Origin of the sequence: Serratia rubidaea, from assembly GCF_016026735.1 — a bacterium.
Lineage (GTDB): Bacteria > Pseudomonadota > Gammaproteobacteria > Enterobacterales > Enterobacteriaceae > Serratia_B > Serratia_B rubidaea.
In genome coordinates this window covers 1,434,215-1,450,365 of sequence record NZ_CP065640.1, presented here as the reverse complement: position 1 = coordinate 1,450,365, position 16,151 = coordinate 1,434,215, and the positions used below count along the sequence as shown (strand labels likewise).

The window sequence follows — 16,151 nt, the reverse complement described above, 5'->3', positions numbered from 1 at the left end:
AAAGCAGGCAATCATTGCCTGCTGGTTTATTTATTCAGCCAATGCACAATAAACTCGGCAATGCTTGGTGGATCGTTGATATCAAGCCGCTCGCCGGCAAAATCAAGCGCGCGATCGCTGGCAACCGCAATCACATGCTTATCCAGCATCTCCTCCAGCGGCCGGCCAATTTCGGCCCGGTAGAGAATGATTTTGCTGACTGGCTCATGTTTAAAGCCTTCGACCAGAATAAGGTCGACGTTATTGTGGTCGAACCGGCTAGCCAGATAGTGAAGATTTAGCGGTTGCTGTTCCGGCGTTTCCGTCATCAGTGCCCAACGCCGATCGCTGGCGACCAGGGTCTGGTCGGCACCGGCCTTACGCAGTTCGTAGCTGTCTTTCCCCGGTTTATCGATATCCATATCATGGTGGGTGTGTTTGATCAGCCCGACCCGAATATGTCTTTCTCGCAGCAGTGGGATCAGCTGCTTGAGCAGCGTGGTCTTGCCGGTACCGCTGTAAGCGGCAATGGCAAGCAGAGGCGTGGCGAGTTTAGTCATTGGCGATCCCCTTCTCCTGTAGCCAATGCCGGCAATCATCGGGAGTATTCAGATTCAGGAAGGCATGGGCCTGCCCGTTGAATACTACCTGCCTGGCGGCAACCTGTTTAAGGAACAGCATCAGCTTACGTTCTCCCCGCGCCAAATACTCAGCCAACTGTGGCGCCAGGCTTTTGTGCAGCAGCGCCAGCGTTGGATGAGCGCGCTCGCCATCGCTGGCATAGGCCGCCAGGGCCTGCTGCTTGCCTTGCCACAGCATCTCCACCAACGTGAGCGGCAAATCAGGAACGTCGCATGGGACAAAGGCTACCCAGTCGCCGTGTGCCGCTCGTAAGCCGGCCAGCATGCCCGCCAGCGGCCCGGCAAAATCTGCTGTCAGATCGCCGACAACCGGCAGCCCGCTCTGCTGATAAACTGCCTGATTGCGATTGGCGCTGATGATTACGGCGTTAACCTGCGGCGCCAGGCGCTCTAGCACATGGCGATAGAGTGGGATCCCGCCAAGCGAGATCAATCCCTTATCTTCTCCCCCCATGCGCGTAGCTCTGCCGCCAGCCAGGATCACCCCGGTAATATCTGTATGCATAAACCTTTCCCTTTTGAAACCTGCGCCCTGATTGTAGCGCTAAAGCCGCCCGGACATCAGGATTTACCTTTATTGACACGCTGTTCCTTTCCCTGTGCAGGCAAGCCTGCTACTTTGTGGGTTTATCGACTTCATTGGACGAATGAGTATGAAAACGCATCGCGTGGACGAATTGATTGAGCTACTGCATCCGGCCTGGCAGGAAGAGCCCGACCTCAATCTGATGCAGTTTCTGCAAAAGCTGGCGCAGGAAGCGGGTTTCCAGGGTGATTTGGCCGGGCTGAGCGATGATATTTTAATCTATCATCTGAAAATGCGCGGCAGCGCCGCAACGGAACAGATCCCCGGTCTGAAAAAAGACTACGAAGAAGATTTCAAAACGGCATTATTACGTGCGCGCGGCGTGATTAAGGACTAGTGCTGCTGCGGTACAGGGGCAACGATGCTACTATTTTCATTCCCGGCCCCCGTGCTGTCATCAGGCTAAAATGAATGTTGTTATGAACGATTCTGCGTTTAATTTTGCTACCCTTTCTCCCGATCTTATTATGGCCGCATTAGAAGGGGTCGGCCTGCGCGTTGATTCCGGCCTGACGGCGCTCAACAGCTATGAGAACCGCGTTTATCAGTTTGCCGATGAAGAACGTCACCGCTATGTGGTGAAGTTTTATCGTCCCGAACGCTGGAACGCCGCGCAGATTGAGGAAGAACATCAATTTTCTCTCGACCTGAGCAATGCCGAGGTGCCTGCGGTTGCGCCGCTACGGCTGCAAGGGAAAACGCTGCAGAGCTTCGGCGGCTTTTATTTTGCCGTTTTCCCCAGCGTCGGCGGGCGGCAGTATGAGATAGATAATCTCGACCAGCTGGAATGGGTCGGCCGCTTTTTGGGGCGCATTCACCAAACCGGCCGGGAAAAGCTGTTTACCGCGCGCCCGACCATCGGCGTTGACGAGTATCTCACCGCGCCCAGAGAAGTGCTGGCAGGTTGTGACTTAGTGCCGTCGGCGCAGCGGGAAGCTTTTCTTGGCGCGACGGATAGGCTGATCGACGCCATTAAGCAGAGTTGGCACCTGGACTGGCAGCCGCTGCGTTTACACGGTGATTGCCATCCGGGCAATATCCTGTGGCGCGACGGTCCGCTGTTCGTCGATCTTGATGATGCGCGTAATGGCCCCGCAGTGCAGGATCTTTGGATGCTGCTGCACGGTGAGCGCAGCGAGCAGCTGCTGCAGTTGGATGTGTTGTTGGAAGCCTATAGCGAATTTGCCGAGTTTGACCGGCGTGAGCTGGCGTTGATTGAGCCGTTACGGGCGATGCGTATGGTGTATTACCTGGCATGGGTAGCGCGTCGCTGGCAGGATCCGGCGTTTCCAAGAAGTTTTCCGTGGATGGCGGAGTCTGATTTCTGGTTGTCTCAGACCGCGACATTTACTGAACAGGTCAAGCTGCTACAGGAGCCTCCTTTGCAGCTGATGCCGATGTATTGAAGATTTAACACAATGGAGAGTTTAGTCTTATGAAAAAGATTTGGTTGGCGCTCGTTGGTATGGTTATGGCGTTTAGCGCCTCCGCCGCGCAGTTCAGCGATGGTACCCAGTATGTCACTCTGGACAAGCCGGTCACCGGCGAGCCGCAGGTGCTGGAGTTCTTCTCGTTCTACTGCCCGCACTGCTACCAGTTTGAAGAGGTTTACCACGTTTCCGACTCGGTGAAAAAAGCGTTGCCGGCGGGCACCAAAATGACCAAGTACCACGTTGAGTTCCTGGGCCCGCTGGGCAAGCAGCTGACTCAGGCATGGGCTGTGGCGATGGCGCTGGGCGTAGAAGACAAGATCACCCAACCGATGTTTGAAGCGGTACAGAAAACCCAAACCATGCAAACGCCGGATGATATTCGCAACGTGTTTGTGAAGGCGGGCGTGAAGGCGGAAGACTATGATGCGGCGCTGAACAGCTTCGTGGTGAAGTCTTTGGTCGTTCAGCAGGAGAAAGCCGCGGAAGATCTGCAGCTGCGCGGCGTGCCGGCGGTGTTTGTTAACGGTAAATACATGGTCAAGAATGACGGCCTGGATACCAGCTCAATGGATGCTTACGTGAAGCAGTTTGCTGACGTAGTTAAATTCCTGAGCGAAAAGAAATAACGTTCACTGAAGCTGAATATTGCAACGCCGGTCATTGACCGGCGTTTTTTGTTTGGCGCTTGAGCTTATCCAGTAACCGATCCTTTTCCTGCCAGAGCGTATTCAGCCACAGCTGGAACTGCCGTTTATATTGCTTATCGTTGAAGTAGTCGCCATGCAGACTTTCATCGATAGGCAAGGTTTCAATACGCACCACTATCCGCTTCAGACGCCCGCATAACATATCCAGGAATGGGTGTTCGCTGTTATCCGGGTAGTGCAGCGTAACGTTGAGTATTTTATCGAACTGGCTGCCTAACGCGCTGAGGGTAAAGGCAATGCCGGCAGCCTTTGGCGCCAGTAAATTGCGGTAGGGCGAATTGGTTTTAATTTTTTTCGCTTCGGTGAAGCGTGACCCTTCCACAAAATTGACGATGGTGGTCGGCCGCTGGCGAAACTTTTCGCAGGAACGGCGGGTGGTCTCAATATCCTGGCCGCGCTTTTCCGGGTGCTTAAGCAAATAGGCGCGTGAGTAGCGTTTCATAAACGGCATATCCAGCGCCCAGCAGGCCAGGCCGACAAAAGGCACCCAAGCGAGCTGCTGCTTAAGGAAGTATTTATTCATCGGGGCATGATTGCGAAATAGCACGCAAAGCACGACGATATCTGACCAGCTTTCATGATTACTGATCAGCAGATACCAGTTTTTACGGCTTAGCCCTTCCAGCCCTTCAATATCCCAGCTTAGCTGCGGGTTAATGCGCAGCAGCAAAGCCAGCCCCTGACACCAGCACCACATCATAAAATCAGCAAATGCGGAAATGCCCCGCCAGATTGCCGGGACGGGCACCAATAGCTTAACAATACCGGCCAGCGTGATGGGGATTGAACACAATACCGTCAACAGGATGGTCAATAAGGCAGAAATAATAAAAATAACAGGGGCTAACAATCTTGGCATGGTTATCGGTTGACGGTTAGTTGGAAACAGCGTTGCAGGCATACGCTTCCGCGCGTGAAGGACGCATTTTAACAGAAAGCGGGGGAGGAAAGCGCCCACAACGCGCAACTGTTTTCTTTACCCTCGTCTGCTGCCTTACGGACTCTCGCGGTTACTGCGTTTTTTATGGTCGTAATTTGCTGCATTTTCGTGCAACTTTCCCAGTTTGTGCTAGGGTAATTGAGGCGCCGAATTTGATTAACGGCGTGCCGAACAACGCGTGTAACTTATATCCACAAATCTCAAAAAATGGAAATTATGGCGGTCAAGCGATGCTTACCATAAAACGCCATGATTTTATTGGTTTTTTTATTTGTTATTATAACAATTAACCCATTGTTATAATTCATTCTCTTTTCTATGCACAAACTTATCCACAGGTACGATCCTGCGGATCGCTTTGCAAAAGGCGATCATTTTTCATCGTAATGCGCGCTAAGGATCGTCTCCGGCGGCCAGCTATGGCATCCTTACCCTAAGTCCATCATCAAAAAGAAACGCTATGGCCCAGATTGCTGAAAACCCTTTGATCCTGGTAGATGGTTCCTCTTACCTCTATCGTGCCTATCATGCCTTCCCGCCGCTGACCAACTCTGCCGGTGAACCGACCGGCGCCATGTACGGCGTGCTGAATATGTTGCGCAGTCTGCTGCAGCAGTACGCGCCAACCCATGTGGCGGTAGTGTTCGATGCCAAAGGCAAAACTTTCCGCGATGAGTTATTCGCTGAGTACAAGTCTCATCGTCCGCCGATGCCTGACGATCTGCGCGCGCAGATCGAACCTTTGCACCGCATGGTCAAGGCCATGGGGCTGCCGTTGCTGGTGACGCCGGGCGTTGAGGCGGATGATGTTATCGGCACGCTGGCGCTGCAGGCGGAAAAAGCCGGCCATGCCGTGCTGATCAGCACCGGCGATAAAGATATGGCGCAGCTGGTGACGCCAAACGTTACGCTGATCAACACCATGAACAACACCATTCTGGGGCCGCAGGAAGTGTGTGATAAATATGGCATCCCACCGGAATTGATCATCGATTTTCTGGCGCTGATGGGCGACTCCTCCGATAACATCCCCGGCGTGCCGGGCGTGGGCGAGAAAACGGCGCAGGCGCTGCTGCAGGGGCTGGGCGGCCTGGATACGCTGTATGCCAACCTGGACAGCATTGCGACCCTGAGCTTCCGCGGTGCCAAAACCATGGCCGCCAAGCTGGAGCAGAACAAAGAGGTGGCCTACCTCTCCTATCAGCTGGCGACTATCAAAACCGACGTTGAGCTGGAAGTCAGCTGCAGCGAACTGAACGTCCTGCCGCCGGACGTTGATCAATTGCATCAGCTGTTTAAACAGTATGAATTCAAGCGCTGGCTGGCGGACGTTGAGTCCGGCACCTGGCTGCAGGGCAAGAAAGGCAGCGGCGCCAAGGCCACCAGCGCGGCAAAACCGTCCGCCGCTGCAGAGACGCCTAAAGCCGAGGCGGAAGCCAAGCTGTCGCAGGATGGCTATGTCACCATTCTGGATGAAAAAACCTTTGCCGAATGGCTGGAGCGGCTGAAAAAAGCCGAGCTGTTTGCCTTTGATACCGAAACCGACGGCCTGGATACGCAGAGTGCGAACCTGATCGGCCTGTCGTTTGCCATCGAACCCGGCGTCGCCGCTTATTTGCCGGTGGCGCATGACTATCTGGATGCGCCGGCGCAGCTGGATCGCGACTATGTGCTGGCAACGCTAAAGCCGCTGCTGGAAGATGAAAAAGCGCTGAAGGTCGGGCAGAACCTGAAGTTCGACAAGAGCCTGCTGGCGCGTTATGACATCGATCTGCGCGGCATTGCCTACGACACCATGCTGGAATCCTACGTGCTGGACAGCGTCGGCGGCCGTCATGATATGGACAGCCTGGCCGATCGCTATCTTGGCCATAAAACCATTACCTTTGAAGAAATTGCCGGCAAAGGTAAAAATCAGCTGACCTTCAACCAGATCGCCTTGGAACAGGCGGCGCCGTACGCGGCGGAAGACGCGGACGTCACTTTGCAGCTGCATTTGGCCATGTGGCCGAAACTGAAAGAGAGCGACGGCCAGCGCAAGGTGTTCAGTGAGATTGAAATGCCGTTACTGCCGGTACTTTCCCGCATTGAACGCACCGGCGTGCTGATCGACCAGCATATTCTGGCGACCCATTCGCAGGAGCTGACCAAGCGGCTGGCCGAGCTGGAAACGCAGGCGCATGAGCTGGCGGAAGAGCCGTTTAACCTGGCGTCGACCAAACAGCTGCAGGCGATTTTGTATGAGAAGCAAAAACTGCCGGTGTTGAAAAAGACCCCAGGAGGCGCGCCGTCCACCAATGAAGAAGTGCTGGCCGAGCTGGCGCTGGACTATCCGCTGCCAAAAGTGATCCTGGAATACCGCGGCCTGGCCAAGCTGAAGTCCACCTATACCGATAAGCTGCCGCAGATGATTAACCCGGTCAGCGGCCGGGTGCACACCTCGTACCATCAGGCGGTCACCGCTACCGGCCGCCTGTCATCGAGCGATCCGAACCTGCAGAACATCCCGGTGCGTAATGAAGAAGGGCGGCGCATTCGTCAGGCGTTTATTGCGCCGAAGGGATACCGTATTTTGGCCGCCGACTACTCGCAGATTGAGCTGCGCATTATGGCGCATCTGTCGCAGGATGAGGGGCTGCTGAAAGCCTTTGCCGCCGGGGAAGATATTCACCGGGCGACGGCGTCCGAGGTCTTTGGCGTGCCGTTGGATAAAGTTACCGGTGAACAGCGCCGCAGCGCCAAGGCGATCAACTTCGGCCTGATTTACGGCATGAGCGCCTTTGGTCTGGCGCGCCAGTTGGGGATCCCGCGCAATGAGGCGCAGCGCTATATGGATCTCTATTTTGAGCGTTACCCCGGCGTACTGGATTATATGGAGCGCACGCGTCAGCAGGCTTCCGAACAGGGGTTCGTCAGCACGTTGGACGGCCGTCGTCTCTATCTGCCGGACGTGCGCTCCAGCAACGGTATGCGCCGTAAGGCGGCGGAGCGGGCGGCGATCAACGCGCCGATGCAGGGTACCGCGGCCGATATCATCAAACGTGCGATGATCGCCGTGGATAGCTGGCTGCTGGAGCAGAAAGAACCGCAGGTGCGCGTGATCATGCAGGTGCACGATGAACTGGTGTTTGAAGTGCACGAGTCAGTGCTGGAAGAAGCCAGCCAGCGCATTCGCGACCTGATGGAAGGCAGTATGACGCTGGCGGTGCCGTTAAAAGTGGACGTCGGCAGCGGAAATAACTGGGAAGAAGCGCATTAATGACGCAACTGGCCGAACGTTGCGCTAAACGGCGAAAAACCCAGCTATTTTCGTAATTTAGCTACATTATACGGCGATTGTTTCCGCAACATCGCCGTTATTCCCCCTTTCAGGCTGTAACTAAACTACAGAAAATTCTTTTTCCTGGTGAAAAAATGATGTAAAGTTACAGGCGTAGGGTACAGAGGTAAGATGTTCTATCTTTCAGACCTTTTACTTCACGTAATCGGATTTGGCTGAATATTAGCCGCCCCAGTCAGCAGTGACTGGGGCGTTTTTTATTGTAAAAACAATAAGATTACCCGTTCTCTATCACGACCTTTCCCGGCGTTTTGCAACCCTTACTCGCCGCCAATCGTCATTTTCCCGTCATCTTGTCATAACTTTTTCTGATATCTTTCGTTCAGATCTGTAATTAGATAACAAAATCTTCTGGCGCGATCAAAAAAGGGCCCGCTGGCGGACCCTGATTATCATCTGCTCTGGGCGTTACTCGCCGCCGATGTCATCCTCTTCCGGCAGTACTTCCGGTGGGATCTCGTTAAACCAGGTGTTCAGCTTCTGGCTCAGTTTATCAACGCCAAATTTTTTCAGCGAAGAGAATGGCTCGACCTGGATATCGCCCATAAACGCCAGCACCGCTTCACGCACCATATTGACCTGCGCCTTGCGCGCGCCAGAAGCCAACTTGTCGGCCTTGGTCAGCAGCACCAGAACCGGAGTGCCGACATCCACCGCCCACTGAATCATTTGCTGATCGAGATCTTTGAGCGGATGACGGATATCCATCAGCACAACCAGCCCTTTCAGGCTGTTGCGCATCTGCAGGTATTCACCCAGCGCGCGCTGCCATTTGCGCTTCATCTCTTCCGGTACTTCAGCATAGCCGTAACCCGGCAGGTCGACCAGGCGGATGCCGTCTTCCACTTCAAACAGGTTGATAAGCTGGGTGCGTCCCGGGGTTTTACTGGTGCGCGCCAGGCTTTTCTGGTTCGTCAGCGTATTCAGTGCGCTGGACTTGCCGGCGTTAGAGCGGCCGGCGAATGCCACTTCAATTCCGGCATCCGGCGGCAGATGGCGGATGTCGGGCGCACTGGTGACGAAATGGGTCATGTGGTAGTTGTAATTTTTGCTGGTCAAAATTTTTCGTCTCCGAGTGAAGAAGGGCTTTCTGGTGGGCGATTATAACTGCATCAGCGTGAAAAAGGGGCGCTTTCTCCGATTTTCCCCCTCAGAGCGGCGATTATCCACCGACAAAGCGGCATTGGCGTGTAAGACATTTGCCATTCCAACAGGGGGATATGTCGCTTTATTTTCCGGCCGTAAATTAATATTTATTTTAAAAACAATTAGTTGTTTTGTGTTTGGTGCAAATAATCCGTGTAAGCCGTTGTGAGTACCTTGAGCGCAGGCGTAATCCGCGTAAAGTAGCGACCAACGCAGGATGTGAAGGAATCAGGAACGTTCAGGATGAACGAAAAACCTCAGGGAGCGCACAGGAAGTGCGATGAGTGACAGGATGACTTCAAACGGCGTTGATTTGTTCGCTTAGGATTAGCGAACGCCACAAGGATGGTGGAGTATTGGCAGTCGGATGCTCGCGGGATGCGCGCTCAGGATGAGCGGATACGAAAGGATTGCGTACAGGGATGATTTTTCTTTCCAGGATGAAAGGCTAAATAGCAGGGAATGCGCTGATAGCAGAAGGAAAAACCGGGATGTTGAGTGTGCGCATGGAGTGCGTAGCAGGAATATCCTTCGTATGAAGGTATGAAATAGGCGACAGGTTTAACCTGTCGCCTTTTTTATTTGTCTGCTTTCTGCTAGATTCCGCCGCAATTCTATACTGAATCTACATACACCGAAGAGCATATGCCATGAACCAGTCATCAAAAGCGCCCCGCGGCAAAGCGGCGACGTCAAAAGCAAAAAAGAAAAGTCGTGTTGAGCTTGATATGGAAGCTCGCGAGCGTAAGCGCCAGAAAAAGCGCCGTGGCCATGCTTCCGGTTCGCGCACCCAGGTTGAAAACGCCAAGCAAAAGAAATCCGCAACCGGGGATGCGAAAGATCCGCGTATCGGCAGCAAAACGCCGGTGCCATTGCTGGTGGAAGCGCAGGCTAAGGTGAAACCGCAGAACAAAACCAAGGTTGAAGCCAAACCGCGCCTGTCGCCGGAAGAAGAGCTGGCGAAGCTGGAAAATGATGAGCGTCTGGACGCCCTGTTGGACCGCATTGACGACGGCGACAAACTGACGGGTGAAGAGCAGGCCTACGTCGATCAGACGCTGGACCGCATTGATGCGCTGATGGCGCAGCTGGGCATCGAGTTGGGCGACGACGATGACGACATCGACGAAGAAGAAAAACCGGAAGATATCCTGAAACTGCTGAAAAGCGGCGGTCCGAAAAACGCGCTTTAACCGGTTATGTGGCCAATTCTGCTAATAGCCCTACTGTTAACATGTTATCTGCTGTGGTTATTCGGTAAACTATGGCGGCTGTCGAGGCGCAAAGCGCGCCTCCGCAGCGCTTCCGTGGCCAGACAGCAACGACAATTGCCCATTTCCCGGCCCGGCAGCAAACGTAAACCCAGGGGGTTCTGAGTCATGGCGTCCGCCGTTCGCGACTCTTTGGGGCGATCGGAAGGAGTGAGCAATGTCAGAACAGGCTATCGTCTGGGATTTGGCCCTGATCCAAAAATATAACTATTCAGGCCCGCGTTATACCTCGTACCCAACCGCTTTGGAGTTCAGCCAAAGCTACGACGAGGCGGCATTCCAACGTGCCGCCCGGCGCTACCCTGAGCGGCCGCTGTCGTTGTATGTCCATATCCCGTTTTGCCACAAACTGTGCTATTTCTGCGGCTGTAACAAGCTGGTGACGCGTCAGACGCACAAAGCGGATGAGTATCTGGCGGTATTGGCGCAGGAAATTGCCGCCCGGGCGCCGCTGTTTGCCGGGCGTCAGGTCAGCCAGATGCACTGGGGCGGCGGTACGCCGACCTACCTGAGCAAAACGCAAATCAGCCGGCTGGTGGCCATGCTGCGCCAGCATTTTGATTTCCTGCCGCAGGCTGAAATGTCGATCGAAGTGGATCCGCGTGAGATTGAGCTGGATGTGCTCGATCATCTGCGCGCCGAAGGCTTTAACCGCCTGAGCATGGGGGTGCAGGACTTCAACAAGGAGGTGCAGCGGCTGGTCAATCGTGAACAGGATGAGGCGTTCATCTTTGCCTTGATTGAGCGCGCCAAAGCGCTGGGCTTTAACTCCACCAATATCGATCTGATTTACGGCCTGCCGAAGCAGACGCCGGAGAGCTTTGCCTTCACCCTTGAGCGGGTTGTCGAACTGAACCCCGATCGGCTCAGCGTGTTCAACTATGCCCATCTGCCGAGCCTGTTCGCCGCCCAGCGTAAAATCAAGGACGCCGATCTGCCTGACGCGCGGCAAAAGCTGGATATTTTGCAGCAGACCATCGCCTCGCTGACCGACTCCGGTTACCAGTTTATCGGCATGGACCATTTCGCTCGCCCGGATGATGAACTGGCGGTGGCGCAGCGCGAAGGAAATCTGCACCGTAATTTTCAGGGCTACACCACCCAGGGCGACAGCGACCTGCTGGGGCTGGGCGTGTCGGCCATCAGCATGCTGGGGGACAGCTACGCGCAAAACCAGAAGGAGCTGAAGGCGTACTATCACAGCGTTGAGCAGCAGGGCAATGCGCTGTGGCGCGGGCTGACGATGAGCGAAGATGACTGCCTGCGTCGCGACGCGATCAAAACCCTGATCTGCAACTTCCAGCTGAATTTCCGCCCGATAGAGCAGCAGTACGGTATTAGCTTTGCGGAATATTTCGCTGAGGATCTGCAGCTGCTGGCGCCGTTTGAGCGCGACGGGCTGGTGGTGCGTGATGAGCAGGGCATACGCGTTACGCCGCAGGGACGCCTGCTGATACGCAATATCTGTATGTGTTTTGATATCTATTTGCGCAAACAGGCGCGTGCGCAGCAGTTTTCCCGCGTGATCTGACGGTGTCCCGCCACGGCCGCACTGCCGGCGGCCGTGGCCTTAACTGAAGAAGTTAATCAGGGCGGCGCACAGCACGGCGGCAACGGCGGCCTGCGGCGTATGGCCGGCAGCAGCGCTGACGTCCGCACCTTGCGCAATAAACGCGATAAGAGAATCCAGCATGGCGACCTCCGGGTTTTTTCGACCCGATCATACTGCGAGTTAGTTTACTGTAAAGTCTGAAGTTGCTGTTTTTTTGTGCGCCCAACGAGGTTTTCAGCATTGGGCGCGCCGTTTACTCCATGCCCAGCTCTTTCAGCTTGCGCGTCAGGGTATTTCTGCCCCAGCCCAGCAGGCGCGCGGCCTCCTGTTTATGCCCTTGCGTATGGCGCAGCGCCGTGGTCAGCAGGGTGCGTTCCATTTCCGGCTGCGCCTCCGAGAGCAGGTTTTGATGACCGGAACGCAGCGCGCTTTCGGCCCACTGCGCCAGCAGCGTCGCCCAGTTGCCGGCGCCGGCCGGCGCGCCGCTCTCCGGCGGCGAGGCTTCAAACAATTCGGTGGGCAGATCCTGAATCAACACTTCCTGACCGGCGGCCATCACCGTCAGCCAGCGGCAGGTATTTTCCAACTGGCGCACGTTGCCGGGCCACGGCAGGCGCGTCAGCGCGGTTTCGGTTTCCGGGTGCAGGTTTTTGGCTTCGACCCCCAGTTCCTTGGCGGCCACCTGCAGGAAGTAGCGCGCCAGCCGCGGGATGTCTTCCCGACGCTCGCGCAGCGGCGGCAGGTGAACGCGAATCACGTTCAGACGGTGGAACAGATCCTCGCGGAATTTGCCTTCCTGCACCCGCTGCTCCAGGTTCTGGTGGGTGGCGGCGATAATGCGCACGTCCACTTTCACCGGCGCGTAGCCGCCGACCCGATAGAATTGGCCATCCGCCAACACGCGCAGTAAACGGGTCTGCACGTCCAGAGGCATATCGCCAATTTCATCCAGGAACAGCGTGCCGCCGTCGGCCTGTTCAAAACGGCCCTGACGGATTTGGTTGGCGCCGGTAAACGCGCCTTTTTCATGGCCGAACAGCTCGGATTCGATCAGATCCTTGGGGATAGCCGCCATATTCAGGGCGATAAACGGCGATTTGGCGCGCGGGCTGTGGCGATGCAGCGCATGCGCCACCAGCTCTTTACCGGTGCCGGACTCACCGTTGATCAACACGCTGATGGATGAGCGCGACAGGCGGCCGATGATGCGAAAGACGTCCTGCATCGCCGGCGCTTCGCCGATAATGTCGGCGGTCGGGCTGCTGGCGGGCTGGCTGCGCGCCGGCTGTTGCTGCTCCTGATAGTGGCTGATGGCGCGTTCGACCAGCGCGACGGCCTCATCAATGTCGAACGGCTTCGGCAGGTAGTCGAACGCCCCTTGCTGATAGGCGCTGACCGCAGCGTCCAGATCCGAGTGGGCGGTCATAATGATCACCGGCAGCATCGGGTGACGCTGCTTAATCTGTTTGAGCAGCGCCAGACCGTCCATGCCCGGCATGCGGATATCGGACAGTAAAACGTCGGGAGTTTGCGTAGACAGCGCCTCCAGGACGGCGTTGCCGCTGTCAAACGTTGCGCAACGCATGCCGACGCCGGTCAGCGCGCGCTCAAGCACCCAGCGGATGGAGCTGTCATCATCGACGATCCAGACAATCCCTCGTTGCATAGCAAACCTCACTGACGAATAGGCAGGTAAACCGAAAATTCGGTATGTCCCGGCCAACTGTTAAATTCAATTTTGCCGCAGTGCTGATCGATCAGACTGCGGGCAATGGATAATCCCAGGCCGGTGCCGCCTTCGCGGCCGCTAACCATCGGGTAGAACAGCGTATCCTGCAGCTGCGCCGGCACGCCGGGGCCGTCGTCTTCAATATCAATGCGCGCCGCCAGGCGGTAACGCGTGCCGTGCAGAGTGATTTGAAACGCGGTGCGGGTGCGCAGCCGGATAGTGCCGCCGGTATCGCCCAGCGCCTGCAGCGCGTTGCGGGTAATATTCAACAGCACCTGTTCAATTTGTTCCGGATCGTGCGCCAGCTCCGGCAGGCTGGGGTCGTAATCGCGCACCAGCGTGACGTTTTCCGGTTTTTCCAGCGACACCAGCTGGCATACCCGCTCCGCCACCTGGTGGATGCTTTGCGTAATGTGCTGACCGGGCCGCTGCGGCCCCAGCAGGCGATCGACCAGGTTGCGCAGGCGGTCGGCCTGCTCAATGATCACCTTGGTGTATTCGGTCAGGGCCGGGTCGGGCAGGGCTTTGGCCAGCAGCTGTGCTGCGCCGCGCAGCCCGCCGAGCGGATTTTTGATTTCGTGCGCCAGTCCGCGCACCAGATCGCGCGCGGCGACCTGCTGGGCATGCTGCAGCTGTTCCTGACTCAGGCGACGCTGATTATCCATCGGCGCCAGCTCCAGCAGGATATAGCCTTCCGGCAGCGCCTGTGCGGTCAGCGACAGAATATGCGCGCGGCCATCAACCACCAGCGTGACTTCGTTATCGGTAAACCCCTGGCCGGTATTCAGGCTTTCGCGCATCAGATCGACGTTCAGCGAAAAATAGCCGAGCAGGTCGGGCAGCGGCGTGCCAAACAGTTTACGGGAGCTTTGCGCCAACAGCTGTTGCGCAGCGGGGTTGGCGTAATGTACCGCCAGCCGATCGTCCAGCAGCAGTACGCTGTTGATCAGGGAATTGAGGATCTGCCCCGCATCGGGCAGTGGTTCAGTTGTCATATATGCCCTTCATCTTCCAGGGTGCGGCGCATGGGTTGAATTTGCTAACCCGGTCAGCCGGCAGACTAAGCGCGAACGCTTTGCACTGTTTTGGTGCATCCATCCTACTCCATCCGTGATAATTGCGGAATGGCGCGGATTTGCAGAAAAAGAGTGTGGAGAAAAAAACCCATCCGAAGATGGGCTGAAAAGTTTCCACGGCAACAAAAAAACGACAACTAAAATTAGGTGGCGCCGCGCGGGGCGGCGCTGGTCAAGCTTAAACGCTGTAGTACAGTTCGAATTCAACCGGGTGCGGCGTCATGCGCACGCGGTCCAGCTCTTCTTTACGCAGAGCGATGTAGGCGTCGATCGCGTCGTCGGTGAAGACGCCGCCGCGGGTCAGGAACTCGCGGTCTTCGTCCAGCGCCGCCAGCGCTTCGTCCAGAGAACCGGCCACTTTTGGAATCTCAGCCTCTTCTTCCGGCGGCAGGTCGTACAGGTTTTTATCCATGGCGTCGCCCGGGTGGATCTTGTTGATGATGCCGTCCAGGCCGGCCATCAGCAGTGCGGCGAAGCACAGGTATGGGTTGGCCGCCGGATCCGGGAAGCGGGCTTCGATACGGCGCGCTTTCGGGCTGGCAACCACCGGAATACGGATGGATGCGGAGCGGTTACGCGCTGAGTAGGCCAGCATAACCGGCGCTTCATAACCCGGAACCAGACGCTTGTAAGAGTTGGTGGTCGGGTTGGCCAGGGCGTTGATGGCTTTCGCGTGTTTGATTACGCCGCCGATGTAGAACAGCGCGGTTTCAGACAGGCCGCCGTATTTGTCGCCGGCGAACAGGTTGGTGCCGTTCTTGGACAGCGACATGTGGCAGTGCATGCCGGAACCGTTATCGCCGAACATCGGTTTTGGCATAAAGGTCGCGGTTTTGCCGAATGCGTGCGCCACGTTGTGGACCACGTATTTGTAGATCTGGATTTCATCGGCCTTCTTGGTCATGGTGTTGAAGCGGGTCGCCACTTCGTTCTGACCTGCGGTTGCCACTTCGTGGTGGTGAGCTTCAACCACCAGACCCATTTCTTCCATGGTCAGACACATGGTTGAACGCAGGTCCTGCGAAGAATCGACCGGCGGCACCGGGAAGTAACCCCCTTTGACGCCCGGGCGGTGGCCTTTGTTGCCGCCTTCGTATTTGGTGCCGGAGTTCCAGGCGGCTTCGATATCGTCGATCGCCACGTGGGAACCGCTGATGCTGCTGCCGAAGCGGATGTCGTCGAACAGGAAGAACTCAGGCTCCGGCCCGAACAGCACGGTGTCGGCAATGCCGGAAGAGCGCAGGAAGTCTTCCGCACGTTTGGAGATAGAGCGCGGGTCGCGGTCATAGCCTTGCATGGTGCCCGGCTCAAGAATGTCGCAGCGAATAATCAGCGTAGGCTCTTCGTAGAAAGGATCCAATACCGCGCTGCTGGCGTCCGGCATCAGCACCATGTCAGATTCGTTAATGCCTTTCCAACCGCCGATCGACGAACCGTCAAACATTTTGCCTTCTTCGAAGAAGTCGGCATTTACCTGGTGGGCAGGAATGGTGACGTGTTGTTCTTTACCCTTGGTGTCAGTGAAACGCAGGTCTACGAATTTCACTTCATGCTCATTCAGCATCGTCAAAACGTGTTCAGCGGACATACTTAACTCTCCCGGATTTATCATTGTCGTCGTCGTGGAACGAATCTTTACTACTGGCTTTTTTTCACCTTGTGTAGACTAAAGCGAAAAGCGTGCCAAGTTTCAAAATGGCGGCCTTATGCCATTCTGGGCGGCTTTTCCCCATTCCGAGTATGCACCAACA

Annotated in this window: 15 protein-coding genes; 7 read left to right on the top strand and 8 right to left on the bottom strand. The window is 56.1% G+C overall.

Annotated features, from left to right (window positions below; translation table 11 throughout):
• Nucleotides 1-26: 26 nt before the first annotated feature.
• Both mobB and mobA read right to left on the bottom strand, forming a co-directional pair.
• Nucleotides 27-539 carry a molybdopterin-guanine dinucleotide biosynthesis protein MobB gene (gene mobB / locus I6G83_RS06740; protein WP_054306941.1) on the bottom strand — a complete coding sequence of 171 codons (513 nt, stop codon included), beginning with the start codon at nucleotides 537-539 and terminating at the stop codon, nucleotides 27-29.
• Entirely contained in the window at nucleotides 532-1,125 is a 594-nt protein-coding gene (gene mobA, locus I6G83_RS06735; protein ID WP_054306940.1) for a molybdenum cofactor guanylyltransferase MobA, read from the bottom strand. Before mobA ends, mobB begins: the two co-directional genes overlap by 8 nt.
• A gap of 148 nt (nucleotides 1,126-1,273) precedes the next feature.
• On the opposite strand from mobA, the gene I6G83_RS06730 reads away from it, so the two are divergent.
• The 3 genes from I6G83_RS06730 to dsbA all read left to right on the top strand — a co-directional run bounded on the left by I6G83_RS06730 (nucleotide 1,274) and on the right by dsbA (nucleotide 3,265).
• Entirely contained in the window at nucleotides 1,274-1,543 is a 270-nt protein-coding gene (locus I6G83_RS06730; protein ID WP_054306939.1) for a YihD family protein, read from the top strand.
• A gap of 82 nt (nucleotides 1,544-1,625) precedes the next feature.
• On the top strand, nucleotides 1,626-2,612 hold the full coding sequence (locus I6G83_RS06725; RefSeq protein WP_054306938.1) for a serine/threonine protein kinase: 987 nt from the start codon (nucleotides 1,626-1,628) through the stop codon (nucleotides 2,610-2,612).
• 29 nt (nucleotides 2,613-2,641) lie between these two features.
• Nucleotides 2,642-3,265 carry a thiol:disulfide interchange protein DsbA gene (gene dsbA / locus I6G83_RS06720; RefSeq protein ID WP_054306937.1) on the top strand — a complete coding sequence of 208 codons (624 nt, stop codon included), beginning with the start codon at nucleotides 2,642-2,644 and terminating at the stop codon, nucleotides 3,263-3,265.
• 31 nt (nucleotides 3,266-3,296) lie between these two features.
• Here the strand turns inward: dsbA and I6G83_RS06715 are convergent, their stop codons facing one another.
• Nucleotides 3,297-4,205 (bottom strand): acyltransferase, encoded by a 909-nt coding sequence (locus I6G83_RS06715; RefSeq protein WP_054306936.1) that lies wholly within the window; start codon nucleotides 4,203-4,205, stop codon nucleotides 3,297-3,299.
• Between the two features lie 541 nt (nucleotides 4,206-4,746).
• Here I6G83_RS06715 and polA point away from each other — a divergent pair.
• Nucleotides 4,747-7,545, top strand: coding sequence for a DNA polymerase I (gene polA / locus I6G83_RS06710; protein WP_054306935.1), 2,799 nt, complete (start codon nucleotides 4,747-4,749; stop codon nucleotides 7,543-7,545).
• Nucleotides 7,546-7,737: 192 nt separating this feature from the next.
• A complete protein-coding gene (locus I6G83_RS23765; RefSeq protein ID WP_071892919.1) occupies nucleotides 7,738-7,785 on the top strand; it encodes a spot 42 RNA, inhibition of DNA synthesis in 48 nt (15 codons plus the stop codon).
• Nucleotides 7,786-8,034: 249 nt separating this feature from the next.
• On the opposite strand, the gene yihA is transcribed toward I6G83_RS23765, so the two are convergent.
• The gene (gene yihA / locus I6G83_RS06705; protein WP_015962406.1) at nucleotides 8,035-8,685 is read right to left on the bottom strand and encodes a ribosome biogenesis GTP-binding protein YihA/YsxC; all 651 of its coding nucleotides are present in this window, start codon (nucleotides 8,683-8,685) and stop codon (nucleotides 8,035-8,037) included.
• Nucleotides 8,686-9,422: 737 nt separating this feature from the next.
• Here yihA and yihI point away from each other — a divergent pair.
• Entirely contained in the window at nucleotides 9,423-9,965 is a 543-nt protein-coding gene (gene yihI, locus I6G83_RS06700; protein ID WP_054306934.1) for a Der GTPase-activating protein YihI, read from the top strand.
• Nucleotides 9,966-10,200: 235 nt separating this feature from the next.
• The gene (hemN, locus tag I6G83_RS06695) at nucleotides 10,201-11,574 is read left to right on the top strand and encodes an oxygen-independent coproporphyrinogen III oxidase (RefSeq protein WP_054306933.1); all 1,374 of its coding nucleotides are present in this window, start codon (nucleotides 10,201-10,203) and stop codon (nucleotides 11,572-11,574) included.
• A 39-nt stretch (nucleotides 11,575-11,613) separates the two neighbouring features.
• Here hemN and I6G83_RS06690 read toward each other — a convergent pair whose 3' ends face one another.
• The 4 genes from I6G83_RS06690 to glnA form a co-directional block, all read right to left on the bottom strand.
• Nucleotides 11,614-11,736, bottom strand: a complete 123-nt coding sequence (locus I6G83_RS06690; RefSeq protein ID WP_138112014.1) for a YshB family small membrane protein — start codon at nucleotides 11,734-11,736, stop codon at nucleotides 11,614-11,616.
• Nucleotides 11,737-11,848: 112 nt separating this feature from the next.
• Entirely contained in the window at nucleotides 11,849-13,261 is a 1,413-nt protein-coding gene (gene glnG / locus I6G83_RS06685; protein ID WP_015962401.1) for a nitrogen regulation protein NR(I), read from the bottom strand.
• 8 nt (nucleotides 13,262-13,269) lie between these two features.
• Nucleotides 13,270-14,319, bottom strand: coding sequence for a nitrogen regulation protein NR(II) (glnL, locus tag I6G83_RS06680; protein WP_015962400.1), 1,050 nt, complete (start codon nucleotides 14,317-14,319; stop codon nucleotides 13,270-13,272).
• Nucleotides 14,320-14,578: 259 nt separating this feature from the next.
• Nucleotides 14,579-15,988 (bottom strand): glutamate--ammonia ligase, encoded by a 1,410-nt coding sequence (gene glnA / locus I6G83_RS06675; RefSeq protein WP_015962399.1) that lies wholly within the window; start codon nucleotides 15,986-15,988, stop codon nucleotides 14,579-14,581.
• Between the last annotated feature and the right edge of the window lie 163 nt (nucleotides 15,989-16,151).